This is a genomic window from Micromonospora sp. LOL_025 (assembly GCF_048060285.1).
Classification (GTDB): domain Bacteria; phylum Actinomycetota; class Actinomycetes; order Mycobacteriales; family Micromonosporaceae; genus Micromonospora.
Window position 1 is genome coordinate 1 of record NZ_JBHMIR010000005.1, and the last position, 26,253, is coordinate 26,253.

Annotated in this window: 25 protein-coding genes and 1 pseudogene; 12 read left to right on the forward strand and 14 right to left on the reverse strand. The window is 73.5% G+C overall.

The window, feature by feature from the left end; all coding sequences use genetic code 11:
- Window positions 1-146: 146 nt before the first annotated feature.
- Both ACFHW0_RS08680 and ACFHW0_RS08685 read left to right on the forward strand, forming a co-directional pair.
- Complete coding sequence (locus ACFHW0_RS08680) at window positions 147-683, forward strand: GerMN domain-containing protein (RefSeq protein ID WP_416607017.1); 537 nt, start codon at window positions 147-149, stop codon at window positions 681-683.
- Between the two features lie 21 nt (window positions 684-704).
- Window positions 705-824, forward strand: a pseudogene (locus ACFHW0_RS08685) (deaminase); the annotation flags it as partial.
- Here the strand turns inward: ACFHW0_RS08685 and ACFHW0_RS08690 are convergent.
- Window positions 803-1,939: an FUSC family protein gene (locus tag ACFHW0_RS08690; RefSeq protein WP_416606742.1), complete on the reverse strand. Its 1,137-nt coding sequence runs from the start codon at window positions 1,937-1,939 to the stop codon at window positions 803-805. The pseudogene ACFHW0_RS08685 and the gene ACFHW0_RS08690 overlap by 22 nt on opposite strands.
- Before the next feature lie 342 nt (window positions 1,940-2,281).
- Between ACFHW0_RS08690 and ACFHW0_RS08695 the strand changes: the two genes are divergently transcribed.
- The gene (locus tag ACFHW0_RS08695) at window positions 2,282-6,808 is read left to right on the forward strand and encodes a HAMP domain-containing protein (RefSeq protein WP_416607018.1); all 4,527 of its coding nucleotides are present in this window, start codon (window positions 2,282-2,284) and stop codon (window positions 6,806-6,808) included.
- A gap of 157 nt (window positions 6,809-6,965) precedes the next feature.
- Complete coding sequence (locus ACFHW0_RS08700; protein WP_416606744.1) at window positions 6,966-8,576, forward strand: hypothetical protein; 1,611 nt, start codon at window positions 6,966-6,968, stop codon at window positions 8,574-8,576.
- 91 nt (window positions 8,577-8,667) lie between these two features.
- On the opposite strand, the gene ACFHW0_RS08705 is transcribed toward ACFHW0_RS08700, so the two are convergent.
- From ACFHW0_RS08705 to ACFHW0_RS08720, 4 genes are all read right to left on the reverse strand, one after another.
- On the reverse strand, window positions 8,668-9,234 hold the full coding sequence (locus tag ACFHW0_RS08705; protein WP_416606746.1) for a GNAT family N-acetyltransferase: 567 nt from the start codon (window positions 9,232-9,234) through the stop codon (window positions 8,668-8,670).
- Window positions 9,235-9,377: 143 nt separating this feature from the next.
- On the reverse strand, window positions 9,378-10,205 hold the full coding sequence (locus tag ACFHW0_RS08710; protein ID WP_121399371.1) for an ABC transporter ATP-binding protein: 828 nt from the start codon (window positions 10,203-10,205) through the stop codon (window positions 9,378-9,380).
- Window positions 10,206-10,251: 46 nt separating this feature from the next.
- Entirely contained in the window at window positions 10,252-11,277 is a 1,026-nt protein-coding gene (locus tag ACFHW0_RS08715; RefSeq protein ID WP_416606749.1) for a FecCD family ABC transporter permease, read from the reverse strand.
- Window positions 11,274-12,224: a FecCD family ABC transporter permease gene (locus tag ACFHW0_RS08720; RefSeq protein WP_416606751.1), complete on the reverse strand. Its 951-nt coding sequence runs from the start codon at window positions 12,222-12,224 to the stop codon at window positions 11,274-11,276. The genes ACFHW0_RS08715 and ACFHW0_RS08720 overlap by 4 nt, the downstream gene beginning before the upstream one ends.
- Before the next feature lie 217 nt (window positions 12,225-12,441).
- Between ACFHW0_RS08720 and ACFHW0_RS08725 the strand changes: the two genes are divergently transcribed.
- Together ACFHW0_RS08725 and ACFHW0_RS08730 are read left to right on the forward strand one after the other, a co-directional pair.
- Entirely contained in the window at window positions 12,442-13,479 is a 1,038-nt protein-coding gene (locus tag ACFHW0_RS08725; protein ID WP_416606753.1) for an ABC transporter substrate-binding protein, read from the forward strand.
- Window positions 13,476-14,321 carry a siderophore-interacting protein gene (locus tag ACFHW0_RS08730; RefSeq protein WP_416606755.1) on the forward strand — a complete coding sequence of 282 codons (846 nt, stop codon included), beginning with the start codon at window positions 13,476-13,478 and terminating at the stop codon, window positions 14,319-14,321. The genes ACFHW0_RS08725 and ACFHW0_RS08730 overlap by 4 nt, the downstream gene beginning before the upstream one ends.
- A gap of 75 nt (window positions 14,322-14,396) precedes the next feature.
- Here ACFHW0_RS08730 and ACFHW0_RS08735 read toward each other — a convergent pair whose 3' ends face one another.
- Entirely contained in the window at window positions 14,397-14,882 is a 486-nt protein-coding gene (locus ACFHW0_RS08735) for a GNAT family N-acetyltransferase (RefSeq protein WP_416606757.1), read from the reverse strand.
- Window positions 14,883-15,021: 139 nt separating this feature from the next.
- Between ACFHW0_RS08735 and coaD the strand changes: the two genes are divergently transcribed.
- Window positions 15,022-15,486, forward strand: a complete 465-nt coding sequence (gene coaD, locus ACFHW0_RS08740; RefSeq protein WP_416606759.1) for a pantetheine-phosphate adenylyltransferase — start codon at window positions 15,022-15,024, stop codon at window positions 15,484-15,486.
- 124 nt (window positions 15,487-15,610) lie between these two features.
- Here the strand turns inward: coaD and ACFHW0_RS08745 are convergent, their stop codons facing one another.
- Entirely contained in the window at window positions 15,611-16,108 is a 498-nt protein-coding gene (locus ACFHW0_RS08745; RefSeq protein ID WP_416606761.1) for a DinB family protein, read from the reverse strand.
- 110 nt (window positions 16,109-16,218) lie between these two features.
- Here ACFHW0_RS08745 and ACFHW0_RS08750 point away from each other — a divergent pair, with 110 nt between their 5' ends.
- Window positions 16,219-16,659 (forward strand): hypothetical protein, encoded by a 441-nt coding sequence (locus ACFHW0_RS08750; protein ID WP_416606763.1) that lies wholly within the window; start codon window positions 16,219-16,221, stop codon window positions 16,657-16,659.
- Window positions 16,660-16,802: 143 nt separating this feature from the next.
- Here the strand turns inward: ACFHW0_RS08750 and ACFHW0_RS08755 are convergent, their stop codons facing one another.
- Entirely contained in the window at window positions 16,803-17,090 is a 288-nt protein-coding gene (locus ACFHW0_RS08755) for a hypothetical protein (RefSeq protein ID WP_231926050.1), read from the reverse strand.
- A 242-nt stretch (window positions 17,091-17,332) separates the two neighbouring features.
- On the opposite strand from ACFHW0_RS08755, the gene ACFHW0_RS08760 reads away from it, so the two are divergent.
- The 3 genes from ACFHW0_RS08760 to ACFHW0_RS08770 are packed head-to-tail and all read left to right on the forward strand — an operon-like array spanning window position 17,333 to window position 19,370.
- Window positions 17,333-17,713: a YciI family protein gene (locus ACFHW0_RS08760; RefSeq protein WP_416606766.1), complete on the forward strand. Its 381-nt coding sequence runs from the start codon at window positions 17,333-17,335 to the stop codon at window positions 17,711-17,713.
- Entirely contained in the window at window positions 17,710-18,105 is a 396-nt protein-coding gene (locus tag ACFHW0_RS08765; protein WP_416606767.1) for a YciI family protein, read from the forward strand. The genes ACFHW0_RS08760 and ACFHW0_RS08765 overlap by 4 nt, the downstream gene beginning before the upstream one ends.
- Entirely contained in the window at window positions 18,102-19,370 is a 1,269-nt protein-coding gene (locus ACFHW0_RS08770) for an RNA polymerase sigma factor (protein ID WP_416606769.1), read from the forward strand. The genes ACFHW0_RS08765 and ACFHW0_RS08770 overlap by 4 nt, the downstream gene beginning before the upstream one ends.
- Window positions 19,371-19,540: 170 nt before the next feature.
- Here ACFHW0_RS08770 and ACFHW0_RS08775 read toward each other — a convergent pair whose 3' ends face one another.
- The 5 genes from ACFHW0_RS08775 to ACFHW0_RS08795 all read right to left on the reverse strand — a co-directional run bounded on the left by ACFHW0_RS08775 (window position 19,541) and on the right by ACFHW0_RS08795 (window position 23,570).
- Window positions 19,541-19,888: an SH3 domain-containing protein gene (locus tag ACFHW0_RS08775; RefSeq protein WP_416606771.1), complete on the reverse strand. Its 348-nt coding sequence runs from the start codon at window positions 19,886-19,888 to the stop codon at window positions 19,541-19,543.
- Between the two features lie 50 nt (window positions 19,889-19,938).
- Window positions 19,939-20,373, reverse strand: coding sequence for a hypothetical protein (locus ACFHW0_RS08780; protein ID WP_416606773.1), 435 nt, complete (start codon window positions 20,371-20,373; stop codon window positions 19,939-19,941).
- A gap of 100 nt (window positions 20,374-20,473) precedes the next feature.
- Entirely contained in the window at window positions 20,474-21,454 is a 981-nt protein-coding gene (locus tag ACFHW0_RS08785; RefSeq protein ID WP_416606775.1) for a helix-turn-helix domain-containing protein, read from the reverse strand.
- 100 nt (window positions 21,455-21,554) lie between these two features.
- Window positions 21,555-21,926: an ArsR/SmtB family transcription factor gene (locus tag ACFHW0_RS08790; RefSeq protein ID WP_416606777.1), complete on the reverse strand. Its 372-nt coding sequence runs from the start codon at window positions 21,924-21,926 to the stop codon at window positions 21,555-21,557.
- Window positions 21,927-22,016: 90 nt separating this feature from the next.
- Complete coding sequence (locus ACFHW0_RS08795) at window positions 22,017-23,570, reverse strand: NAD(P)/FAD-dependent oxidoreductase (RefSeq protein ID WP_416606779.1); 1,554 nt, start codon at window positions 23,568-23,570, stop codon at window positions 22,017-22,019.
- A 227-nt stretch (window positions 23,571-23,797) separates the two neighbouring features.
- On the opposite strand from ACFHW0_RS08795, the gene ACFHW0_RS08800 reads away from it, so the two are divergent.
- Window positions 23,798-25,051, forward strand: coding sequence for a hypothetical protein (locus ACFHW0_RS08800; RefSeq protein WP_416606781.1), 1,254 nt, complete (start codon window positions 23,798-23,800; stop codon window positions 25,049-25,051).
- Here ACFHW0_RS08800 and ACFHW0_RS08805 read toward each other — a convergent pair.
- Window positions 25,044-26,090, reverse strand: a complete 1,047-nt coding sequence (locus tag ACFHW0_RS08805) for a LacI family DNA-binding transcriptional regulator (RefSeq protein WP_416606783.1) — start codon at window positions 26,088-26,090, stop codon at window positions 25,044-25,046. The genes ACFHW0_RS08800 and ACFHW0_RS08805 overlap by 8 nt on opposite strands.
- Between the last annotated feature and the right edge of the window lie 163 nt (window positions 26,091-26,253).

Here is a 26,253-nt window from a genome sequence, read left to right on the forward strand (position 1 = left end):
GAGCTACCCGGGGTGCTGCCGTGATCCGCCGCGCGCCCGGGCACCCGCCGCCCGCCGGGACCGGCCGCGCGCCCGGCAGCCCTGCGCCCGCGTCCCGCCGGGGGGGCCGGTGGCGCAGCGCGGGCGCCGCGCTCGTCGTCCTCGGGCTGCTGGGCGGCTGCGGCGTCCCGACCGAGGGCGCCCCGCGCGCCGTGGCGCCCCCACCCGGGCCGTTCCCCTCGCCGGGGGCGGTCGTGGCGACGCCGACCCCGACCCTGACGGCCGGGCGGACGACGGAGGTGCTCTGCTTCGTACGCGACGACCGGCTGGTCCGCGTCGAGCGCCGGGTCGACGGCACGCCCACCGTCGACGCCCAGCTCCAGCACCTGCTGGCCGGCCCGACCGCCGCCGAGCGCGACGGCGGCCTCACCACGGCGCTGCCCGGGGCCGTGCCGGTCGCCGCCGCCCGGCCCCGGGGCAACGAGGTCGACGTGGAGCTCGGCGGGGCCGGCGACGAGACGGGCCGCAGCGACGAGGTCCTCGCCTTCGGGCAGATCGTCTGCACCCTGACCGGCCGCTCCGACGTCGACACCGTGGCCTTCTTCCGGGGCGGGGCCCCGCTGGGGGTCCCGCGTGCCGACGGGTCGCTGTCCCGGCGGCCCCTGACCGCCGACGACTACGCCGGCCTCGTGGCACCCCGCTGACGGGACCGGCCCGTGCCGCCGGCGCCCCGGTTCGTCGGCGACCGAAGCTCCCCCTGGCACCCCGGCCGCCGGGCGCGGGTGGCGGAGACCCGCCGGATCGGCGATGTCGTGCTGGTCCGCTACGCGCTGTCGGAGCGCTGCGACGCGGGCCGGGCAGGCACCACCCCGAGCGCCTCGTCCACCCGCGCCAGCACGGCCACGTCGTCGTGGCCGACGCCGCGCAGCAGGTCGATGGCGGTCGCCCGGATCTGGCCGACGATCATCGTGACGGGCAGCGCCGGGTCGGACGCGAGCAGCCGGCCGGCGACCCGTACCGCCGTCATGGCCGCCTCGTCGGCCCGCGCCGCGTGGCGGTCGGCGTCCTCGCCGGTGAGGTCGGTCGCCACCGCCTCGCCCGCGGCGCGTACGGCGGCTGCCAGGGCGGGCAGCGCGTCGCCCAGCTCCGGCGGCGTCCCCGTGCACAGCCGGGTCAGCGTCACCCCGGCGCGGGCCAGCACCCGGACGTTGCGCACGGCGTAGTCCAGCTGCCGGGTGGTCCCCTCCACGTCCCGCACCTGCCCGACGTGCCGCCGCCGACGGACGTGGAACCGCAGCGTCTCCCCGGCGGCCCGGACCGCCGTGCGCAGCCGGTCCACGCAGTCGTCCAGCTCCCGGGCCCGGTCCAGCGCCGCCCGGGCGGCGGTCTCGTCGCAGCGGGCGAGCGCGTCGTCGAGCGCGTCGAGCACCTCGGCCAGGTCGGCGAAGCTCTGCCGGGCCTCGCGGATCAGCGGGGCGAGCGGGTCGCGGGCCGCCAGGAGCTGGCTCGCGGCCAGCGCGACCGCGCCGCCGATCAGCGCGTCGACGAACCGGAAGGGCATCAGCGTGCCGCTGGGCGCGGCGACCGCCACCAGGTACATCGCGGAGACCGCCGCCTGCACCACGAGGGTGGTGCGCGCCCCGATCGCCACCATCAGGCCGGTGGTGAGCAGCAGCACCAGGAAGACGGTGCCGGTGCCGGGGCCGAGCGCGTACACCAGCAGCTCGGCGACGAGCACGCCCGCCGCGACCCCGAGCAGGATCTCCATCGTCTGCCGGACCCGCCGCCCCCGCGCCTCGCCCAGGACGACCAGCGCCGCCGTGGGGGCGAAGAACGGGTCCGGGTGACCGATCACCCGGGCGGCGAGGACCCAGGCCGCGGTCGCGGCGAGGGTCAACTCGACCACCGTCGCGCCGTCGCGCCGGATCCGCCCGCCCACGCCCCGCCACCACTGTCGCACCGTCCGTACCCCTTTTCCGGTGGGGCGCTCCACACCGGACCCGTGTGCCGGGCCGGCGTCGAGGACCGCCCCGGCGAGTCCCCGTTCCGGTCGGACCGGTTCGAGCGTCGCCTCTACCCCCGCCGTGCCCCCGGTAACCGTGCTGGTCACCGTGCCGCGGCGGAGCCGCCGGACGGCGGGCTTCGCAAGGCGCCGGTCGGCGCGCGTGCGACGAGCGGGCTGTGCATACTTGCGCGGTCGATGTTGTGCCGGCGGGCGGGCCCCCGGCCGTTCCGCGAGGTGGTTGTGGTGGTCGAGAAGACGGCGTCGCGGCGTAACCCGGCGACCGGTGGGGCCGCCGCGATGGCCGACCCGGGGCTCCGCCAGCTGCTGGCCGGCCTGACGGCGGTGCGGGACGGCGACTTCGGCACCCGGCTGCCCGAGGACGCCGACGGCCTGCTCGGGGAGATCGCCACCGTCTTCAACGGCATGGTCGACCAGCTGTCGCTGTTCACCTCCGAGGTGACCCGGGTGGCCCGGGAGGTGGGCACGGAGGGGCAGCTGGGCGGTCAGGCCGAGGTGCCCGGGGTGTCGGGCACCTGGAAGGACCTCACCGACTCGGTCAACGCCATGGCGGGCAACCTGACCGACCAGGTCCGCGACATCGCCGAGGTGGCCACGGCGGTGGCCCGGGGCGACCTGTCGCAGAAGATCACTGTGGACGTGCGCGGCGAGATCCTGGAGTTGAAGATCACCATCAACACGATGGTGGACCAGCTGTCGTCGTTCGCCGACGAGGTGACGCGGGTGGCCCGGGAGGTCGGCAGCGAGGGCCGCCTCGGCGGCCAGGCCGAGGTGCCCGGCGTGGCCGGCACCTGGCGCGACCTCACCGACTCGGTGAACTTCATGGCCGGCAACCTGACCAGCCAGGTCCGCAACATCGCCCAGGTCACCACCGCCGTGGCCCGGGGCGACCTGTCGCAGAAGATCACCGTCGACGCCCGGGGCGAGATCCTGGAGCTCAAGAGCACCATCAACACGATGGTGGACCAGCTGTCGTCGTTCGCCGACGAGGTGACCCGGGTGGCCCGCGAGGTCGGCACCGACGGGCGGCTCGGCGGCCAGGCCCAGGTGAGCGGCGTCGCGGGCACCTGGCGCGACCTCACCGACTCGGTGAACTCCATGGCGGTCAACCTCACCGACCAGGTACGCAGCATCGCGCAGGTGGCCACGGCGGTGGCCCGGGGCGACCTGTCGCAGAAGATCACCGTCACCGCGCACGGCGAGATCCTGGAGCTGAAGAACACCATCAACACGATGGTGGACCAGCTGTCGTCGTTCGCCGACGAGGTGACCCGGGTGGCCCGCGAGGTCGGCACCGAGGGGCGCCTCGGCGGCCAGGCGGACGTCAAGGGCGTCTCCGGCACCTGGAAGGACCTGACCGAGTCGGTCAACGTCATGGCGGACAACCTCACCGCCCAGGTGCGCAGCATCGCCGAGGTGACCACCGCCGTGGCGAAGGGCGACCTGACCCAGAAGATCCGGGTCGACGCGCGCGGCGAGATCCTGGCGCTGAAGGAGACCATCAACACGATGGTCGACCAGCTCTCCGCGTTCGCCGACGAGGTGACGCGGGTGGCCCGGGAGGTGGGCACCGAGGGCCGCCTCGGCGGCCAGGCCCGGGTCTCCAACGTCGGCGGGACCTGGAAGGACCTCACCGACAACGTCAACGAGATGGCCAACAACCTCACCAACCAGGTGCGCTCGATCGCGCTGGTCGCCACCGCCGTCGCCCAGGGCGACCTGAGCCGGCAGATCACCGTGGAGGCCAAGGGCGAGGTGGCCGTACTCGCCCAGACCATCAACACGATGGTCGGCACGCTCGGCGCGTTCGCCGACGAGGTGACGCGGGTGGCCCGTGAGGTGGGCACCGAGGGCCGCCTCGGCGGGCAGGCGCGGGTGCCGAACGTGGCCGGCACCTGGAAGGACCTGACCGACAACGTCAACTCGATGGCGAACAACCTCACCGGCCAGGTCCGCAACATCGCCCAGGTCACCACCGCCGTGGCCCAGGGCGACCTGACCAAGAAGATCGACGTCGACGCGCGCGGCGAGATCCTGGAGCTGAAGACCACCATCAACACGATGGTGGACCAGCTGTCGTCGTTCGCGGCCGAGGTGACGCGGGTGGCCCGGGAGGTCGGCAGCGAGGGCCGCCTCGGCGGTCAGGCCGAGGTCGAGGGCGTCTCCGGCACCTGGAAGCGGCTCACCGAGAACGTCAACGAGCTGGCCGGGAACCTCACCCGTCAGGTGCGCGCCATCGCCGAGGTGACCAGCGCCGTGGCCACCGGCGACCTGACCCGCTCCATCACCGTGGACGCCCCCGGCGAGGTCGGCGAGCTGAAGGACAACATCAACTCGATGGTGGAGTCGCTGCGCGAGACCACCCGCACCAACCAGGAACAGGACTGGCTCAAGACCAACCTGGCCCGCATCGCCGGCCTGATGCAGGGCCACCGCGACCTGGACGTGGTCGCCGGTCTGGTGATGAACGAGCTGGCCCCGCTGGTCTCCGCGCAGCTCGGCACGTTCCTGCTGGTGGACGACGGCCCCGGCGGGACCGGCCTGCGGGTGGTCGGCGGGTACGGGCACGACACCTCCGGCCGCCGGTACGTCCTCGGCGACTCGCTCGTCGGGCAGGCCGCGGTGAGCAAGCGGGCCATCGTGGTGGACACCGTGCCGGCCGACTACGTCACCGTCTCCTCCAGCCTCGGCGCCGCCGCCCCGCTGCACCTGGTGGTGCTGCCGATCCTCTTCGAGGACCAGGTGCTCGGCGTCATCGAGCTGGCCAGCATGAGCCGGTTCACCGAGGTGCAACGCGACTTCCTCGACCAGCTGACCGAGACCATCGGCGTCAACGTCAACACCATCGTCGCCAACGCCCGCACCGACGTGCTGCTCACCGAGTCGCAGCGCCTCGCCGCGGAGTTGCAGGCCCGCTCGGAGGAGTTGCAGGCCCGCTCCGAGGAACTCCAGCGCTCCAACGCGGAGCTGGAGGACAAGGCGGCCCTGCTGGCCCGGCAGAACCACGACATCGAGACGAAGAACTCCGAGATCGAGCAGGCCCGGCAGGAGCTGGAGGCCCGCGCCCAGCAGCTCGCCCTCGCCTCCAAGTACAAGTCGGAGTTCCTGGCCAACATGAGCCACGAGCTGCGTACGCCGCTGAACTCGCTGCTCATCCTCGCCCAGCTGCTCGCGCAGAACCCGAACCGCAACCTGACCGCCAAGCAGGTGGAGTACGCCACGGTCATCCACTCGGCCGGCACCGACCTGCTCCAGCTCATCAACGACATCCTCGACCTGTCCAAGGTGGAGGCCGGGAAGATGGACATCAACCCGGAGACCTTCGAGCTGGCCGCGCTGCGCGACTACGTCGACGCCACCTTCCGGCCGCTGACCACCCCCCGGGGCCTGGAGCTGGAGATCAGCACCGGGCCGGGCGTGCCGGCCGAGCTGCACACCGACGAGCAGCGGCTGCGGCAGGTGCTGCGCAACCTGGTCTCCAACGCGGTCAAGTTCACCGAGAAGGGGCAGGTGCGGCTGCGGATCGAGCGGGCCGCGCCGGGCGAGCTGCCCGAGGGGCTCGCCCCGACGGACACCGTCATCGCGTTCCGGGTCATCGACACCGGCATCGGCATCGCCGAACAGCACCTGACCGCCATCTTCGACGCGTTCCAGCAGGCCGACGGCACGACCAGCCGGCGGTACGGGGGCACGGGCCTCGGGCTGTCCATCAGCCGGGAGATCGCCCACCTGCTCGGCGGCCGGATCCAGGCGCACAGTGTGCTCGGCAGGGGCAGCACGTTCACCCTCTACCTGCCCGTCGGGCCGGTGCCCGCCGGGACCGGCGACGCGGCTGCGGACGACCGCCCGACGGGCCCGTCGCCGGCAGTGGGCCGAGCCGGCGCGCTGCCCTGGACGCCGCCGGCCACCCTGCCCTGGGTGGCCCCGGCCACGCTGCCGCCGGCCGTGACCCTCCAACCCGGCGAGGCCCGCCGGATGCTCGTGCTGGAGCGCCACGACAAGGGGCTGCTCACGCTGCTCGCCCAGGGCGTCGCGGCGGACCTGGGCGACGCGCACCCGCCGGTGGAGATCTCCACCGCGGTGGACGTGGCCTCGGCGCTCGAGGCACTCGCTGGCGGGCGGCACCACGTCCTGGTGCTCCAGCTCGACCTGCCCGACGACGGCGGTACGAACCTGCTGAAGGCGCTGCACGACGATCCGGCGCTGCGCGGGGTGCCCGTGCTGGCGTACCACGGCCACCCGCTGCCGTCCGGCTCGCAGGCCCTGTTGCAGGCGCTGTCCCACGAGCGGCCGCTGGAGGTCCTGCGCAGCCTGGACGACCTGCGCGAGCGGATCGCCCTGCACCTCACGGCGGTGACCCCGGAGCGGGTGCTGCCGTTCGCCCCGGTGGTGACCGACGTCCGTCCCGCCGTCGAGGCCCTGCCCGCCGACCTGGCCGGCCGCAAGGTGCTGGTGGTGGACGACGACGCGCGCAACGTCTTCGCGCTGACCAACATCCTGGAGCTGCACGGGCTCGACGTGGTCTACGCGGAGAACGGCCGGCAGGGCATCGAGACGCTGATGCGCCACGACGACATCGATCTCGTGCTGATGGACGTCATGATGCCGGAGATGGACGGCTACGCCGCGACGGCGGCGATCCGTGCCATGCCCCGCTACGCCGACCTGCCGATCATCGCGGTGACCGCGAAGGCGATGCACGGCGACCGGGAGAAGAGCATCTCCTCGGGCGCCAGTGACTACGTCACGAAGCCGGTCGACGCCGCCGACCTGTTGCAGTGCATCCACCGCTGGCTGCACGGCTGACCCGTCGCGCCGCTCCCGCCGCCGGCCCCGGCGGCGGGAGCGAGTCGGATTCCGGCCCGTCGCCAATGTGACTCACCGCGCCCGGACGGTGCCTCCCGGTGCTCCGATGTCTCCCACTGGCCCGCATCGTGCGGGCCGACGGAAACGGAGAGTGCGAGTGGGATCCAACCTCCTGCGCCGGGTCGCCACGGCGACCGTGGCGCTCGGCTGCGCCGTCCTCGGGACGGTGGTGGCGGCGACGGGGCCGGCGGCGGCAAGCCCGATCCGCAACAACACCCCCTGGTCGGTGCTGCTCTGCAAGTTCAGCGACAAGCCGGCCGAGCCCAGGGCGCCGTCGTTCTTCGCCAACTTCCTCACCGACGCCGGCCTCGGCACCTCGGGAGTGGCGGACTACCTGGCCGACCAGTCCGGCGGCCGGGTGTCGCTGGCCGGCTCGGCGGTCCGGGGCTGGTACACCATGCCGTACACCCTGGCGCAGTACCAGTCGATCGACCGCGGCACCCGCATCCAGCGCTGCGTCGACACGGCCGCCGCCAACGGCTACACCGTGCCCGCCGGACACCGTACCGCCGTCATGCTCAACGACTGGGTCGACTCGGGTGCCGCCGGCGGACGGGTGCTGCTCGATCCGGGTGCCTGGAACGTCGGCTTCGCGGCCCACGAGATGCTGCACGGCTACAACCTGGGGCACTCGTTCTCCAACGACACCACGTACCAGAACGCGCCGTGGTCCCAGCCGGGGGAGTACGACGACCCGTGGGACGAGATGAGCGCCATGCACATCTACGCCTTCACCACGGCGAACTACGGCACGAGCGCGGTGGGACTCAACGCGTTCCACCGCGACGAGCTGGGCTGGCTGCCGAAGAACCGGGTGTTCACCATGGCCGCCGACGGGGTGGGCTCGCGCAGCATCACGATGGCGCCGCTGGAGGTGCCGGCGGCGAGCGGCCCGCAACTGGTCCGGATCCCGTTCGACCCGGCCGACGCGTTCCACTACTACACGGTGGAGTTCCGCCGCAAGACCGGCTGGAGCGCCGGCATCCCGGCCGACACGGTCCTGCTGCACGAGGTCCGCAACGGCACGCCCACGCTGCTGCGCACCGGGCCCGGCGGCGGCCCGGTCCAGTCGCTCAACGCCAACGGGGTGCAGATCGGCGTGAACTGGATCTCCGGCAACTCCGCGTCGGTCACCGTCACCACGGACGTGGTGAACCGCTGCCTGCAGGGTTACGTCTGGCGGGAGGCCCGGCCGGGCGACATGGTCTGTGTCACCGGCGCCACCCGCAGCCAGGTGTGGGCGGACAACGCGGCGGCCCCGAGCCGCTGGATCAACGGCGCCTACGGCCCGCACACCTGCGTCGCCGGCTACGTGTGGCGGGAGGCGTACGCCGGTGACGACGTCTGCGTGACCGCCGCCCAGCGCACCCAGGCCGCCTCGGACAATGCCGCCGCGGCGAGCCGCCGCAACCCGGCACGCCTGGTCTCCGGGCCGAACACCTGCGTCAGCGGGTACGTCTGGCGCGACGCCGACCAGTCCGACTACGTCTGCGTCACCGGCACGACCCGCTCCCAGGTGCTCGCGGACAACGCGGTCGCCGCGAGCCGCTGGGTCAACGGCGCGTACGGCCCGCACACCTGCGTCGCCGGCTACGTGTGGCGCGACGCCTTCCTCGGTGACGACGTCTGCGTCACCGGCGCCCAGCGCAGCCAGGCCGCGGCGGACAACGCCGCCGGCCCGGGCCGGGTGCTGCGACCGGGCGGCTGAGCCGCCGCCGCTCCCCGGGCGGGCGACCGCCCGGGGAGCACCGGTCACGACGCCGGCCGTCCCGCGCGGGATCCGCCGGCCGTCCCCGTGCTCAGGGCCGGCCGGTCTCGAACGTCTCGCGGTCGAGGAAGAGCAACCTGGCCCGCTTGCCGTTCACGTCGATCAGCGGGCCGGCGACGAAGCCGGTGCGCAGGAGCCGCTCCACCGCCTTGTCGTTGCGCGCGTCCGGCTCCATCACGACGCGCCGGTGTCGCGGGTCGGCGAAGACGAAGTCGAGGAACACGCGCAACAGGGTGCCGGTGAAGCCCCGCTCGACCGTGTCGGCCGGGCCGATCAGCAGGTGGGCCCCGTGGTCGCCGGGCTGGACCGGGTAGCACTCGCCGACCGGGTCGGCGGCCGGCTCGTAGGTCTGGAACAGCGCCACCGGCATGCCGTCGCGGTGTGTCAGCCAGGCGTGGTGGGTGGGCAGCGAGTCCAGGTAGCGGTAGATTTCCCCGACCCGGTCCCGGCCGGCGTCGCGCATGCCCCAGAAGCGGGCGCGTTCCTGGCTGACCCAGGCGTGGATCAGGTCGACGTCGGTGTCGGGGTCGACGGGGCGGATGGTCACCCGGCCGAAGCCGTCGACGTCCTGGCGGTAGGTACTGGCGAGATCACGCATCGTGTGCCACCGTACGATGATTCCGGTCGATGCGCGAGTAGGTCGACCCCCGGCGCGGCGCGGGCGGTCCGGCGGCCCCGGCCGGCGGCGCGAGCGCCCCTCACCCGCCCTCACCCGCCCGCGCCCGTCACCGCCCGGAGCTCTCACCCGCCGGCGGCGGCGACCGTCGGGGCGCTCGCGGGGGCCCGGCGGCGGGCGGCGGGGACCACCAGCGGGGTGCCGCTCTCCGGGTCGTCGATCACACGGCAGGGCAGGCCGAAGACCTCCTCGACCAGTTCGGCGGTGACCACCTCGCGGGGTGCGCCGGCGGCGACCACCCGCCCCTCGCGCATCGCGATCAGGTGCGTCGCGTAGCGGGCGGCGTGGTTGAGGTCGTGCAGCACCGCCACCAGCGTGCGGCCCTGCTCCTCGTGCAGCCGGGCGCAGAGGTCGAGGATCTCGATCTGGTGGGCGATGTCCAGGTAGGTGGTCGGCTCGTCGAGCAGCAGCAGGGGGGTCTGCTGGGCCAGCGCCATCGCGATCCACACCCGCTGCCGCTGCCCGCCGGAGAGCTCGTCCACGGCCCGGTCGGCCAGGTCGGCGACCCCGGTGGCGGCCATGGACTCGGTGACCACCCGCTCGTCCTCGCGCGACCACTGCCGCAGCAGCCCCTGGTGCGGGTACCGGCCGCGGGCGACGAGTTCGGCGACGCCGATGCCGTCCGGCGCGACGGACGTCTGCGGCAGCAGGCCGAGTGTGCGCGCCACGCTGCGGGCGGGCTGGCGGTGGATGTCCTCGCCGTCGAGCAGCACCGCCCCGGCGGCCGGCTTCAGCAGCCGGGACAGGGCCCGCAGCAGGGTGGACTTGCCGCAGGCGTTGGGGCCGATGATGACCGTGAAGGACCGGTCGGGCACGGCGACGCTCAGGTCCTGCGCGATGGTCCGCCGCTCGTAGGCGAGGGTCATCGCGGTGCCGCTCAGCCGGGACTGCATGCTCGGTGCTCCGTTCTCGTCGTGGGTGGCCCGCCGGCCGGCCCGGTCACAGCCGGCCGGCCCGGCGCTCGGTGGCCAGCAGCCAGACCAGGTAGGCGCCGCCGAGCACGCCGGTCACCACGCCGACCGGCAGCTGGTGCCCGGGGAAGGCCCGCAGCGCGAGCTGGTCGGCGGCGACCAGGAGGACCGCGCCGACGGCCGCCGAGGGCAGCAGGTTCGGCCCCGGGGCCCGGGTCAGCCGCCGTGCGAGGTGCGGCGCGGTGAGGGCCACGAAGTTCACCGGCCCGGCGGCGGCCGCCGCGAGGGAGACCAGCAGCACCGCCGCCGCCAGCACGACCAGGCGCAGCCGCTCCACGCGTACGCCGAGGGCGGCGGCGGTGTCGTCGCCCATCTCGACCAGCCGCATCGCCGGCCCGTAGCCGGCCAGCATGAGGGGAACCAGCACTCCCAGCGCGATCAGCAGCGGCAGCGCGTTCGACCAGCCGCGGCCGTCGAGGCTGCCGGTGAGCCAGAGCACGGCGCGGGCGGCGTCCATCAGCGGGGCCCGGGTGAGCAGCCAGCCGTTGACCCCGGTGAGGATCGCCATGGTGCCGATGCCGACCAGGATCAGCCGGTACCCGTGCACACCACGCCGCCAGGACAGCGCGTAGACCAGCGCGCCGGTGACCAGCCCGCCGACCACCGCCGACGAGGCCAGCGCCAGGCTGCTGCCGCCGAGCACCACCACGACGAGCGCCCCGGTGGCCGCGCCCTGGGTGAAGCCGAGCATGTCGGGGCTGCCCAGCGGGTTGCGTACGAGCGACTGGAAGACCGCGCCGGCCAACGCCAGCGCGGCGCCGACGCAGAGCGCGGTGACCACCCGGGGCAGCCGCAGCTCGGTGACGATGAACTCCTCGGCCGGGGTGCCCCGGCCGGTGAGGGCGCGCAGCACGTCGGCGGGGCTCATCGGGTAGTCGCCGCTGCCGATGGCGAGCACGCTCAGCGCCAGGGCCAGCAGCACGCAGGCGACGCCGACGGCGACGGCGCGGGGACGCAGCCGCAGGGACAGGCCGCGGGTACGGAGGGTGATCACGGGTGGGCCACCCGTCCGCGCTGCACCAGCCAGAGGAAGAGCGGCCCGCCGGCCACGGCGGTCACGAGCCCGACCTGGAGCTCGCCGGGGCGGCTCAGCACCCGCCCGAGCACGTCGGCGCCGAGCAGCAGCACCGGCGCCAGCACCAGGCAGTACGGCAGCAGCCAGCGCAGGTCCGGCCCGGTGAGCGCGCGCACCAGGTGCGGCACCAGCAGCCCGACGAAGACGATCGGCCCGCAGGCGGCGGTGGCGGCGCCGCAGAGCAGCGTGATCGCCAGGATGACCGCGCCCCGGACCAGGGCCGGGCGGGCGCCGAGCGCGCGCGCCGCGTCGTCGCCGAGGGCCAGCGCGTTGAGCGGGCGGGCGACGGCCAGGGCGACCAGCAGGCCCGCCGCCATGAACGGCGCGACCGTGCGGACGGTCGACGGTTCGGCGCTGGACAGCGAGCCGACCGTCCAGAACCGCAGGCGTTCCAGCGAGGCCGTGTCCACCAGCATCACCGCGCTGACGTACGAGTAGAGGGTGGCGTTGAGCGCCGCGCCGGCCAGCGCCAGCCGGGCGGGGGTGGCCCCGCGCCCGCCGCCGACGGCGTACACGGCGGCGGTCACGGCCGCCGCGCCGAGCAGCGCGAACCACACCTGCCCGCCGACGCCGCCGATGCCGAACAGCAGCGCCCCGGTGGCCACCGCCGCGGAGGCGCCGGCGTTGATGCCGAGCAGGCCGGGGTCGGCGAGCGGGTTGCGGGTCAGCGCCTGCATCACCGCGCCGGCGACGCCGAGCGCCGCCCCGGCGAGCAGGCCGAGCAGCGTACGTGGCAGCCGCATGCGGTGCACGACGGCGTACTCGGCGGCGTCGCGGTCCAGCAGGCCCTGCCACACGTCGGTGAGGGGGAGCTGTTTGGCGCCCACGGCGATGCTGAGCACCGCGACGGCCGCGAGCAGCAGCACCGACGCCGCGAGGCCGGCGGCCCGCAGCGTGGCCCGGCCGGGCCGGCGTACGACCGGCGGTGCCGGCGGCGCGCCGACGCGGGGGGAGAGGGTGGCGGACAGTGTGGGCTCCGATGTGGTGCGGAATTCCGAACGGGACTTGACAGCCGTTTAGGTTAGGTTAACCTAACCCCGCTGTCCATGGTCATTCGCCCGACCCTGATCGAAAGACACCACCATGCCGCATCCCGTGTCCGCCCGCCGCCTCTCCCGCCGGGGCCTGCTCGCCGCCGGTGGCGCCGCCACCCTGGCAGCCCTGCTCGCCGGCTGCGGCGGGGACGAGGACTCCGCCACCCCCGCCGCCAAGGACTCCGGCGGGCCGTGGTCGTTCACGGACGACCGCAACGAGAAGGTGAGCGCCGACGCGCGCCCGACCCGGGTGGTCGCCTTCACGGGGGTCGCCGCCGCGCTGGTCGACTTCGGGCTCGACAAGCAGATCGTCGGGGTGTTCGGCGAGACGAAGCGCGCCGACGGCACGGCCGAGCCGCAGGCCGGCGACCTGAACGTGGAGTCCGTGCAGATCCTCGGCAACGTGTGGGGCGAGTTCAACCTGGAGAAGTACGCCGCCCTTCAGCCCCAGCTGCTCGTCACCCACATGTACGACCCGGGCGCCCTCTGGTACGTGCCGGACGAGAGCAAGGGCAAGATCCTCCCGCTCGCCCCCAGCGTCGCGATCACCACCGCACGGGTGCCGATGACCAAGCCGATCGAGCGGTACGCGCAGCTCGCCGAGTCCCTCGGCGCCGACCTGTCCGCGAAGAAGGTCACCGACGCCAAGGCCCGCTTCGAGGCCGCTGCCGAGTCGGTCCGCCAGGCGGTCAAGACGAACCCGGGGATCAAGGTGATGGCCTGCTCCGGCAGCCCCGACCTGTTCTACGTCTCGAACCCCAAGGTCAGCACCGACCTGATGTACTTCGCCGAGCTGGGCGTCGACCTCGTCGTACCCACCAAGCTGGAGGCCGGCGACTACTTCGAGGCGCTGAGCTGGGAGAACGCGGGCAAGTTCCCGGCGGACCTGATGCTGCTCGACAACCGCGCCTCGGCCCTGCAGCCCAAGGACATGGCCGCCAAGCCCACCTGGCAGCAGCTCCCCGCGGTCAAGGCCAACCAGATCGCCCCGTGGGACGCGGTGCCCCGCTTCTCCTACGCGGGCGCCGCGCCGCTGCTGGAGAACCTGGCCACCGCCATCAAGGGCGCGAAGAAGGTCACCCCGTGACCACCGCCGTCGCCGTCCAGTACCGCCTCTTCGCCGCGCAGGTCGTCGGCGCCCGCCGCGTCGGCGCCTCCCTGGTCCGGGTCACCTTCGGCGGGCCGGAGCTGGCCGACTTCGCCGGGGGCGGCCGGGACCAGAGCGTCTCGCTGTTCCTGCCGCACCCCGGCCAGCCCGAGCCGGTGCTCCCCGTCGAGGCGGGGGAGGACTGGTTCGGCGCCTACCGGGCCATGGACCCCGACGTGCGCGCGGTCATGCGCTCGTACACCATCCGGGAGCAGCGCCCCGAGGCGGCCGAGGTCGACATCGACTTCGTCAGCCACGGCGACACCGGCCCCGCCTCCCGCTGGGCCCGGCACGCCCTGCCGGGCGACCGGGTGGTGCTGCTCGGCCCGGCCGTGCGCGACAACCGCAGCGTCTGCTTCCGCCCCCCGGTCGGCACGGACTCCGTCCTGCTGGTGGCCGACGAGACCGGGTTGCCGGCCGCCGCCGGGATCCTGGCCTGGCTGCCGCCCGGCACCCCGGTGCGGGCCTGGATCGAGGTCCCCGACGCGGGGGACATCCAGGAGCTGCCCACCGAGGCGCGGGCCGAGGTGCGCTGGATCGTGCGCGGCGGCACCGCCCCCGGCAGCACCCTGCTGGCGGACGCGGTGCGCGCCGCCCGGCTGCCGGCCGGCACCCCGTACGCCTGGATCGCCGGCGAGTCCTCGATGGTGCGCTCGGTGCGCCGGCACCTCGTGGGCGAGCGCGGCCTGGACCGCCGCCACGTGACCTTCTCCGGTTACTGGCGCCGGGGCGCCTCCGAGGAGGACCTGCGCGCCGAGGCCGTCGCCAAGGCCGCCGTCTGACCGACGCCGCCGTCGCGCCGGATCCCACCCGCCGGAGGTGGGCGTTCCGGCGCGCGGCGGCGTCCGTCGTGCCGGTCAGAACTCCCGGTACATGACGTGCAGGCCGACCCGGCCGAGGGCGGGGTGGCGGAACGCGCCGGGCACCGTGCCCACCACGGCGAACCCCTCCCGCCGGTACAGCTCCACGGCGGTGGCGTTGCTCGCCACCACGGCGTTGAACTGCATCCCGGCGTACCCCCGCTCGCGGGCCCAGTCGACGGCGTGCCGGCACAGCGCGGTGCCCACGCCCCGCCCGCGCGCCGCGCGGGCCACCATGAAGCTCGCGGTGGCGACGTGCGAGCCCGGCCCGGGGCGGTTGGTGCCCATCTTCGCGGTGCCGAGCACCGCGTCGCCGTCGACCGCGACCACCGTCCGGCCGGGCGCGGCCTCCACCCACATGTCGTACGCCTGGTCGGCGGTCAGCTCCGGGTCGTAGGGGAAGGTCTCCCGCGCCCGGACCACCTCCTGGACGACGGGCCACACCCGGGCCCAGTCGGACTCGTGGAACTCGCGGATCCGCATCCGGCGGATGCTAGGGGCGGCCCGGCGCGGCGGCAAAGCGTTTACGGGCCCGGCGGGTGCGGCCACGTGTGCACGGCGCTGTGACACATCGCCCACACCCGGGCCGGCGGATCCGCCAGCCGAAACCTACAGTCGGGCCATGAGCACCCCGACAGCACGCACCCCCGGTCGCGTACGCGTGCGAGCCGTCTACCCCGGCAGCTTCGATCCCTTCACTCCCGGGCACCTGAACGTGGTGACCCGGGCACGCGACCTCTTCGACGAGGTGGTCGTGCTCGTCGCGGTCAACGGCACCAAGAATCCGAGCGCCGACGAGGAGGAGCGGGCGGCCGCTGTCCGGGCCGTCCTGCCGGCCGGGTGGACCTCCGTCACCGTCGCGGCCTGGAGCGGGTTGACCTCCGCCTACTGCCGTCGCCACGACGTGGGGGTGATCGTCCGCGGCGTGCGTAACACCAGCGACCTCCAGGCCGAGTACCAGCTCGCCGCGATGAACCAGTCGCTGGGCGTCCCCACGGTGTTTCTGCCCGCGCGGCCCGAACTGGCCGCGGTCTCCTCGACCGCGGTGCGCACGCTGGGGAAGCTGCCTCCGTCCACCCGGCCGTAGGCTGCCGGACATCGGCGCACCCCTCGGCGGACCTTCTTGAGCCGCGTCGAGATCAGGCGACGGTGGAGCGCCGGGGCGCCACGCCGACGACGCGTGCTCAGCGGCATGCGGGGACGTCCGCGCGCTACCCGTCGAGGATCTGCTCCCGGAGAATGTCCGCGTGCCCACAGTGCTGGGCGAGCTCGCGCAGCACGTGGAGATACACCCACCGCAGCGGAAGCGGGCCCCGCCGGTTGCCGGGCAGGATGTCGTCCAGTCCCAGGGACGACGTCGCACGGCGTGACGCTTCGCAGGCTTCGCGGTGTGCGTGCCGGACGGTGGCGATCGTGTCGTCGTCGTCGAGGACGAACGACTCGTCCGGCGTCGCGGGGATACCGATCTCCGCGCGCGACCGGCACGTGACGGCTTCGTCGAACCAGACCTTCTCGACGAAGGTCACGTGCTTCACAAGGCCCAGCAGCGTGGTCCGGGAGGCCACCAGCGACCGGCGCGCCTGTTCCTCTGTCAGCCCGTCCAGGCAGCCGTTGAGCGCACGGCGGTGCTCGTCGAGGAACGCCTCGAACTGGGCACGGGCCGGCTGGGTGACGACCTGGTCGGCGAAGGTGGGCGGGTAGGAGGGCATGGGAGAAGCATCCCAGACCGTCGCCCGGGAGTGGTGTCGGACATCGGCGGTTGGCCCGGGCCGCGGCCGGGGCTGTCGTCGGCCGGCGGCGGACAGGCTAGTTTGCTCGGATGAGTTCCCTCGATGACGTCGCGAGGCGTGACGGTTGGCGCTGCTGGGTGTGCGACGAGCCGGTCGACGCGGGCAGGTCGGTGAACGACCCGCGTGGTCCCAGCGTCGACAGCCGCACCGCCGACAAGAAGGCCAAGGTCGCCGAGCGACTCGCGCACCGTGCCTGCAACACCCGCAAGGGCGCGGTCAAGGTGGTCATCGCCTGGCCGGAGCACCTGCACGTGGTGGAGCCCGCGCCACTGATCACCGTCGCCGAGCGACTCGAACGCAAGGGTGGTCGCGAACTGGTCGCCCGCTGTCCGAGTGAGAAGGACGCCCAGGCGGCGGCGGACTGGCTGGTCGACCGGTTCTCCCGCCTGGTGCCCGGACTGCCGGTGACCGCGAGCGTCGACGTGGGCGGCGGACAGTACCTCGTCGCCCTGGCCGCCGGCCGCCGCTGACGGGTGGCCCTGGTCGGCGCGCCGCCGACCAGGTCCGATCCGTGAGCGTCCGGGCAGGCCGGGACCCGAGCCGCCACCGGCGCTGCGGCGCACCGCGCGTACCGGCCGTCTCCCAGCCGGTGGCGGCGGCGATCAGTTTCCGATCAGAAGGGGGGCGCGTCCTCGCCCATCAACGCCAGCACGACGCCGCCCTTTCCGCTCTTGAGGCCCTGGACCACGACCTTGCCGGTGCTGCCGTCGGGCAACTCCAACGTGAAGGTCTTCCCGACCGCGTTCTTGGGGCCGTTGCCGGCGCTGTTGGCGGGCCGGAAGTCGCCCGCCCAGGGCGGGGTCCCACCCCTGCGGGCGGGCTCGGCGAAGAGTGCGGCGGTGCCGGGGGTCCGGGTGCCGTCGGAGGAGAGGAGCACTGAGGCGCTGCGATAGGTAGCCATATGCGGCAAGGCTATCCCGGACTGTGCCCGTTCGCGCCACCACAACCGCCGGGTAACGCGAACGGCTTCGAAACGACCGTGACCCGTCCCACCCCTCGTGCCGCATCCTGGACCTCGATTTCTCCGAAGATGGTGTCGTATCGAGGCGCAACCGTTCGTGGAACCAGTGTGCGGCGGTCGGCTGGGCCGTCGGACACGAGGCGTCGGGCAATGCCCCCGTCCGGGGACTGAGAGGAGACGGCATGACGGAGTACCTGATCACCTTCAACGACGAGTGGGTGCCCCCACACACGGCGGAGGAGATTCGCGAGAAGGGCAGGGCCGGCCGGGCCGTGGTCGCGGACATGCGGGCCGAGGGTGTCCTGATCTTCAGCAACGGCGGACTCGACCGGTCCACCGCGGTGTGCAGCGTCGAAGCGGTCGACGGCGAGCCCGTCTTCACCGACGGCCCGTACGTCGAGACCAAGGAGCACCTCGGCGGTTTCGCCGTCGTGGACGTGCCCGACGACGAGGCGGCGCGATACTGGGCCGGCAGGCTCGCGACCGCGCTCGACTGGCCGCAGGAGGTGCACCGGTTCCGAGGCCCGGGGGAAGCCGGGCGTAACGGCTCCGGGGAGCAGTGAGCGCGGTGCCCCGATACCTGCTGTCGGTCTACGGACCGGCCGAGCACACCGAGTTCGGCGCCTATCCCTCCCGCGAGGCCATGCTGCGGGCGTTCGCCGACACCGGCGCCTTCAACGAGAGGCTCCAGCGGGACGGTCACCTCGTCTTCGCCGACGGCCTGGAGCCCGCGACGACCGCCACCACCGTCGACGGGCAGGGCGGGAGGCCGTCCTTCACCGACGGGCCCTACCTGGAGACGAAGGAGCACCTCGGGGGCTTCTGGGTCATCGAGGCGGCCGACCTCGACGTGGCCCTGGCGCTTGCGGCCGAGGGATCGAGAGCGTGCCGCGGCACGGTCGAGGTGCGTCCCTTCCGGACCGGGGAATCGGTCCGAGCGCTGCTGGCGCCGTGACCGGTCCCACCGTCGAGCAGGCGATCACCCGTGTCCACCACGAGGAGTGGGCGCGGGTGGTCGCCGGCCTCGCGCGCCGTTTCGGCGATCTCGACGTCGCCGAGGACGCGACGGCCGAGGCGTTCGTGGCGGCTGCGGAGCGGTGGCCGCGCGAGGGCGTTCCGTCCAATCCCGGCGGTTGGCTCGCCACCACCGCGACCCGCAAGGCGATCGACCGGCTCCGTCGCGAGTCACAGCGCGACGCCAGACACCAGGCGGCCCGGATGGTGTACGACGACACCCCTGCCGGACCGACCGGCCCGGTCGAGGACGACCGGCTCAGACTGATCTTCACCTGTTGCCATCCCGCGCTCGCGCTGGAGGCCAGGGTGGCGCTCACCCTGCGCCTGCTCGGCGGCCTCACCGTCCCCGAGATCGCCCGCGCCTTCCTGGTGCGGGAGACCACCATGGCGCAACGGATCACCCGTGCCAAGGCAAAGATCAAGGCGGCACACATCCCCTACCGGGTGCCCTCGGCCGACGACATCCGCGAGCGGCTCGCCGGCGTGCTCGCGGTCGTCTACCTCGTCTTCAACGAGGGCTACCTCGCCAGCGAGGGGGACGACCCGGTGCGCGTCGACCTCACCGAGGAGGCGATCCGCCTCGGCCGCCTGCTCCGAAGCCTCCTCCCGGACGACGGCGAGGTGGCCGGCCTGCTCGCCCTGATGCTCCTCACCGACGCCCGGCGGCCGGCGCGCGTGTCCCGCACGGGGGAGCTGGTGACCCTCGACAAGCAGGACCGCGGTGCGTGGGACCGCACTCTCATCGCCGAGGGCAACGCCCTGGTCCGCGAGCGGATTGACGCGGTGGCGACCGGCGGCGACCCGCCCGGGCGCTACCAGTTGCAGGCCGCGATCAACGTGGTCCACACGGATGCCCCGTCCGCCCGGGACACCGACTGGTCCACCATCGTCGCCCTCTACGGCCGCCTGGTGCTGCTCAACCCCTCGCCGATCGTGCGGCTCAACCGGGCGGTCGCGGTCGCCGAGGTCGACGGCCCCGGGGTCGGGCTCGCCGAGGTCGACCGGCTCGCCGAGGTCCTTGACGGCTACCACGCCTTCCACGCCGCGCGTGCCGACCTGCTGCGGCGCCTCGGGCGCGGCGGCGAGTCGCGGGCGGCGTACGACCGGGCCATCGGTCTCGCCGGCAACCCCGCGGAGCGGGCCTACCTCACCCGCCGCCGCGACCAGCTCGCCCCACCTGCCGGTGCTGACCGCGCCGACTGACCGCCGTCGCGTCGGCGGGTGCGGCGACAACCGCACCCGCCGACGCCGACCTCCCGGAACCGTCGCGGTAGGCGGCGATCCGCGTGGCTCGGGTTGTGACGTCGCGGGCCCGGGCGGGAGGCGTCGGGTGCTGGACGGCCTCGGACCTCATGCTGGCGTGCGGCTGCGGTTCAGATGCCGCACGAGACCGTGGCACCCCCGCCGGAGAGCAGGTTGCTCCGGGACCAGCCCGACACGCCGGTCGCGCGGTTGTGCAGGTAGGTCCAGCGGGCGCCGTCGTGCCCGGTCCTCCAGCAGCGGAACGTCGCGGTCTGACCGGGTTGACCCTGGCCGAGTGAGGTGCAGTCGGAGCCGGGCCCGGTGCGGATGTTGATGCCGGTCCCGGCGAACGTGCCGTTGACCTGCGGCTCGAAGCTGGCGATCCCCTGCGGGCAGGACGCGTGGGCCGGAGCGGCGACCGCCAGCACGGCGGCGCCGCCCAACATGACGGCGGCGATCGACATTCGTGCGAGTCTCATGCGGATCTCCCTTGACGATGTTGACGGAACTGTGAGCTCAGCCGTGCGGGTCAGAAGTGGGGATCGAGACCGCTGCCCCAGGTGTACGAACCAGTGGCGGACAGCTGGAAGTCACATTGCAGGTGGTACGACCAGCCGCCGTCCACCTCCGTGAGGTAGCTGTGGTGCCGGTAGGTTCCGACGCCGGGGACCCCGGGCCAGAGCTGGTCCGTCCAGGTGTACGTGCCGGGCAGGATGCGGCCGGTGTAGGTCTGGCACGGTGCCGAGGTGGGGAACGTCCACCAGCCGTAGGTGCCCTCCTCGAGCGTGATCTCGCGGCTGACCGATGCGATCGGCATCCCGCTGTTCGGCCTGGCGTCCAGGCGTTGGTTCTTCTGGTTGTAGGCCACGTCGGCGGCCTGCGCCGTGCCGGACATGACCGGCAACATGGCGAGGACCAGGGCCACGGCGGTGGCCCGGTAGAGTCTCCTTGCCCACGAACGCATGATTTCCCTTCCCGTTGCTGTCGCTTCGGATGGGCCGACCTCCTGAGACGAGACTGCCTCTCGCATCCACACCTGTCGTTGTGACTGGGTGCACAGGTGTTCAGTCTGCGTGCACGATCGGGAGCTGCTGGCGAAACTCGGTGGGCGATTGGCCGTACCGGGCGCGGAACGCCTGGCTGAAGTGCGCGGCGCTGGTGAATCCCCACCGGGCGGCTATCGCGTTGATCGTGCGGGCGGCGAGCCGGGGTTCGGCGAGGTCGCGTCGGCACCGGTCGAGGCGCTGTTCGCGGATCCAGGCGGCGACGGTGTGCTCCTCCTGCTGGAACAGCTTGTGGAGGTGGCGCACGGAGATGTGGTGCGCCGCGGCGATCATGTTCGGGGTCAGGCCCGGGTCGCCGAGATGGTCGCGGATGAAGGCATGGATGCGGGCGGTCAGCGCCCGCCGGCGCGTGTCCGCGGGGACGACTCTCTGGGTGTCCAGCGCGTCGGCCAACGCCGTGATCAGCACGTCGAGCGTCAGGGTGGCCAGACGCGCGGTCTCGGCCGGGGTCAGTTCGTCCATCTGGGCGGCGAGCTGCAGCAGGAAACGCGACGCCAACGCGCCGACGCCGCGGGCACCGGGAATGCGGACGGCGCTCAGTTCACGCAGTTCCCGGGAGGGAAACGGCAGCAGGGCCCGGGGGAAACGCAGGAGCAGCATCCGGCTCGTCAGATCGTCCGGCCGGAGTTCGGCCACGTACGGACGCGAGGTGTCGTAGAGCACGAGATCCCCGGGGCCGAACTCCGCGCGTCTGCCGTCCTGCGTCAGCCTGCCGCTGCCACTGACCAGGCAGCTCACCTTGAACACTTCCGGATCGGCCTGCCGGATCAGCCGGGGCGTACGGCGCACCGAGTGCGCCATCGTCGTCATCAGGGTCGCCTGCACCGGGCCGAACTCGCTGATGCCGACCCGTGCCTCGAATCCGGTCCCCGCCTGCCGTTCCCAGGTCAGGTCGTACGGTACCCAGAGCTTCGCGCTGACCTCGCGCCAGAAGACGAACCGGTCGCCCGGCGAGACGTCGGCAGTGCTGACAACGTCCATCGACCAACCATAGTGACCGCCGCGGACGAGTCCATCCGATTAATCCCGTGCGCGGCAGGGCAGGTGAAGATCGGTCACCAGCCGGTCTACGGCGTGGCCGTCAGCGGGTCTTCTTCGTCGCCCGCTTGCGAGGTGGCGTCAACAGGTCGGCGACCGCGGCGATCGCGGACGGCACCAGGCGGTAGTACGCCCACACGCCGCGCTTCTCCCGCTCGAGCAGGCCGGCCTCGGTGAGGATCCGGAGGTGATGACTCACGGTGGGCTGGGAGAGCCCCAGCGGCGCGGTGAGGTCGGTTACGGATGCCTCGCCCTCCGGAGACGACTGGATCAGGCTGAGCAGTCGCAGCCGGGCCGGGTCGGCGAAGGCCTTCAGTACTCCCGCGAGCCGTTCGGCATCGGCGCGCTTGATCGGCTCGCCCGCGAGGGGCGAGATAGCAGGCGACGTAGTTCTGGCAGTTCCCACGTCTTGCATCGTTGCAGCAATACCACCGGTAGGCCGGTGAAAGGAGGGCTGGATCACGGTGATTTTGCCGCCGGTGGCCGGTGGCCGGTGGCCGGTGGCTCAGCCGAGGCGTACCTGGGCCGGTCGTTCGGGCCGGGCGGCGCCGTCGAGCGTCGTACCGACCGGGACGGCGGGCCGGGCCGGTACGACGGGCGCGTCCCGGCCGGTGCCCCGGTGACCGTCCCCGTCGTGGCTCGACTCCTCGTGGTAGTCCTGCTCCACGTTGACCGACCACACGTCGTGCCGGGTGCCGCAGGCGATGTTCTCGGCGGTGAGCATCGCCGTCAGCATCGAGTGGTCCTGGTTGTTGTAGCGATGCATGCCGTTGCGGCCCACCGGGTGCACGTTGGGCACCTCGCGTGCCAGCCAGTCCCGGATCACGTCGACGTTGTGCTGGTAGCGCTCGTCGTAGACCGGGTACGCCTTCGGCATCCGCACCACGTACCCGGCCTCCACCACCCCCGGCCGGACCAGGCCGAGCCGCTCCAGTTCGGCCGTCGCGGCGGCGATCAGCTCGGCGTCCGGCGTACGCCAGGTCTCGTCGTCCTCGAACACGAAGTACTCCAGGCCGAGGCAGGTGCGACCGTCCTTGACCAGGTGCGGCGACCAGGAGCCGAAGTTCTGGATCCGGCCGACCTTCACCGCCGGGTCGTGCACGTAGATCCAGTTGTCCGGGAACGAGAACTCCTCCGGCACCACCAGCGCGACGGTCAGGAAGTCCCGGTACCGCAGGTCGGCCGCGGCGGCGAGCACCTCCGGCGGGGCCGCCGGGCGCAGCGCGGCGACCAGTTCGGAGATCGGCATCGAGGAGACGACGTGCTCCGCCGGCTCGGTACGCTGCCCGCCGGCCCCGTCGACGGTCACGGCGACGGCCCGGCGGCGCTCCGGGTCCCGGTGCACGGCGGTCACCCAGGTGCCGGTGTCCACCCGGCCCCCGCGCCGGCGCACCTCCTCGGCACAGCGTTCCCACATCATGCCCGGGCCGAGCTTCGGGTACTGGAACTCCTCGATCAGGCTGGTGACGTCCTTGCGGTTGCGCTTGGGCAGCACCGCGTTGCGGACCGCCTTGGCCAACGACAGGTTCTTGATCCGCTGCGCGGCCCAGTCGGCCTGCAACCGGTCGGCCGGCATGCCCCAGACCTTCTCGGTGTACGTCTTGAAGAACATCGAGTAGAGCCGCCAGCCGAACCGGGCCGAGACCCAGCCCTCGAAGTGCGACTGGTCCTTCGGCGGGCGCAGCCGGGCCCGCGCGTACGAGCCCATGCACAGCACGGCCTCCCGCACACCGAGGTTGCGCAGGGCGTTCGTCGCGCTCAACGGGTAGTCGAACAGGGCGCCCCGGTAGTAGATGCGGCTCATCCGGGGCCGCAGCAGGAAGTCCTCGTCGGGCAGGATCTCGTGCCAGAACTCCTCGACCCGGGCCACCTTCGTGAAGAACCGGTGCCCGCCGATGTCGAAGCGCCACCCGTCCCGCTCGACGGTGCGGCTGATGCCGCCCACCACCTCGTCGGCCTCGAACACCCGGACCGGGCTGTCCCGCCGGAGCAACTCGTACGCCGTGGTCAGGCCCGCCGGCCCCGCGCCGATGACCACCGTGCCGCGCTCTTCGCCCATGCCCGTCGCCCCCTGTTTCCGCCTCCCGGAGGCGGCCCGCTTACCCGGCACCGGCCCGAACTCACCCCGGATTCCCGTCCGCTCCCGGGACACCCCGACGGGGCGCACCACCCGGGGCGCCCCTCGACGCCCGGCGGCGGGTTGCGGGCCCGGTTCCGCGCCGACGTGTCAACGGCCCGGGAACGGGGATGTGGCACCGTTCGGGCGGCCGGATCGGGAGACGCGTGATGGACAGTGGGCGGGCCGTCTCGGACCGGCGGTGGCGCGCGTTGCCCGCCCGGCTGGCCGGGCGTGGGCACGACCTGCGGCGGGCGGCGTCGCGGGCCGCCGGCCGGGTACCGACGCCGTGGCTGTTCGTCCTCGCGGTCTTCTTCGGTACGAAGATCGTGCTCAGCGCCCTCGGGGTGCTCGCGCTGAGCGCGTTCGACGACGTGCCCTGGGCCCCGCCGCCGGACGAGACGATGATGCGCGAGCAGCAGCGGGCGGTCTCCGGGCACCGCGCGGTCGCGCTCTGGTTCGCCTGGGACTCCTTCCTCTACGACCGCCTGGCGCAGCTCCCGCTCGACGAGCCGTGGCGCGACTTCGGCTTTCCCCTGCTCTACCCGTTCCTGGCCCGTCCGTTGGCCCCGCTGCTGGGCGGGGACACCGCGCTGGCGTTGCTGCTCGTCGCCAACGTCGCGTTCCTGCTGATGCTCTTCTACGCCCACCGGCTGGGCGAGCGGCTGCTCGGCGACGACGCCTCCGCCCGCCGGTTCGTCCGCTACCTCGTGCTGCTGCCGGCCGGGTTCCTGTTCCAGGCGGCGCTGACCGAGTCGCTGTTCCTCTGCCTCGCGCTCGCCGCCTTCCACCACGCGGAGCGGCGGCGTTGGCTGATCGTGGGCGTCGTCGGCTTCTTCCTGGCGATGAGCCGCTCGGTCGGGTTCCTCGTCGTGCTCCCGCTGGCCCTGGTGCTGCTGCGGCAGCACGGCTACCGGCTGGGCCCGCGCGCGTGGTGGGCGTACGTCCGCGTCGGCTGGCCGCTGGCGCTGGTGCCCGCCGGCTGGCTGGCCTTCATGGCGTTCTGCCGGTGGCAGAGCGGCGACTGGTTCGCCTACAAGCACGCCCAGGAGAAGGGCTGGGGCATCCGGGTGCAGAACCCGCTGGCGGTGCTGTGGCACGGTCTGACCGACACCCCGTCCCGCGACGCCCTGCGGGTGTGGGTCGCCGTGCTGGTGCTGGCGGTCCTGCTCGCGGGTGCCCGCCGGCTCGGGCTGCCCTATCTCGTGTACGGGCTGCTCATGGTCCTGGTGCCGCTGTCGATGGGCCCGCCGGTGTACAAGAGCCTGCTGCGCTATCTGCTGGCCGTCTTTCCGGTCGCCCTCGTGCTGGCCCGCTGGGCCCGGCACGCGGGCGCCGACGCCTGGCTGACCGCCGCCCTGGCCCTGCTCCAGGGCGCGCTCTTCGTGACCTGGCTCGCCTACTGGACCCACTTCATCATCTGATCCCCCGGGGGCGGGCCGGGGTGACCTCGGGGGCCGGCCCGGTGCTGTCCCGGCGCACCACCTCGGCGGGCAGCACCTCGACGCGGGGTGCCGCGGCCCCCGGGTCGAGCGCCAGCGACATCGCGCGGGCCCCCATCTCGACCAGGGGCAGCCGGACGGTGGTCAGCGCCGGGGTGACGTCCCGGGCGATCGGCATGTCGTCGAAGCCGATGACCGACATCTGCCGGGGCACCGCCACCGACCGGGAACGCAGCAGCGCCAGCGCGCCGATGGCCATCGAGTCGTTGAGCGCCACGACGGCGGTCAGCTCGGGGTCGGCGTCGAGCAGCGCGGCGGTGGCGGCGACGCCGCCGTCGCGGTCGAACTCGGCGTGCCGCACGCGGTGCTCGGGCAGGCTCAGCCCGTGCGCGGCGAGGGACTCCCGGAGACCGGTGAGCCGGTCGGTGGTGGTGGTGAGCACCGCCGGGCCGGCCACCACCCCGATCGCGCGGTGGCCGAGCTCGTACAGCTCCGCCCCGATCAACCGGCCGCCCGCGCGGTTGTCCGGCATCACCGCGTCGCCGGAGTGCTCGTGCCGGCCGATGACCGCGACCCGTCCGCCGGTCGCCTCGTACGCGGCGAGCTTCTCGTTGAGCAGGCGGGTGAAGGTGGCGTCGTGGTAGCCCGAGCCGGCCAGGATGATCGCGGCGACCTGCTGGCCGCGCAGCAGCTCGACGTACTCCAGCTCGCGGTCCGGGTCGCGGTAGCTGTTGCAGATCATCAGCAGCCGGCCCTGGTCGGTGGCGACCCGTTGCAGGCCCCGGGTGATCTCGGCGAAGTACGGGTCGGAGACGTCGTGCACGATGACGCCCACTGCCACGCGGTGCGAGCGGGCCAGCAGTTGGGCGTGCGCGTTCGGCACGTACTGCAGTTCGGCGACGGCGCGGAGCACGCGCTCGCGGAGCTCCTCGGTGACGGGCTTGCTGCTGCCGTTGATCACCCGGGAGGCGGTCGCGGGCGAGACCCCCGCCCGCCGGGCCACGTCGGACAGGGTCGCCACTGCCGCCCCCTCGGTCGTTTCTCGACGGCCGCGCCCCGGTGCCGGCCATCCGTCACCGTACCGCAGCGAGAGCGCTTCCCCGCCCCGGCGCCCGCCCGCGCGGCCCGGCGGGCGACGGCGGCCGCGTGACGGGGCGGACAGCCCCTTGCCTGAGGAGGGAGGC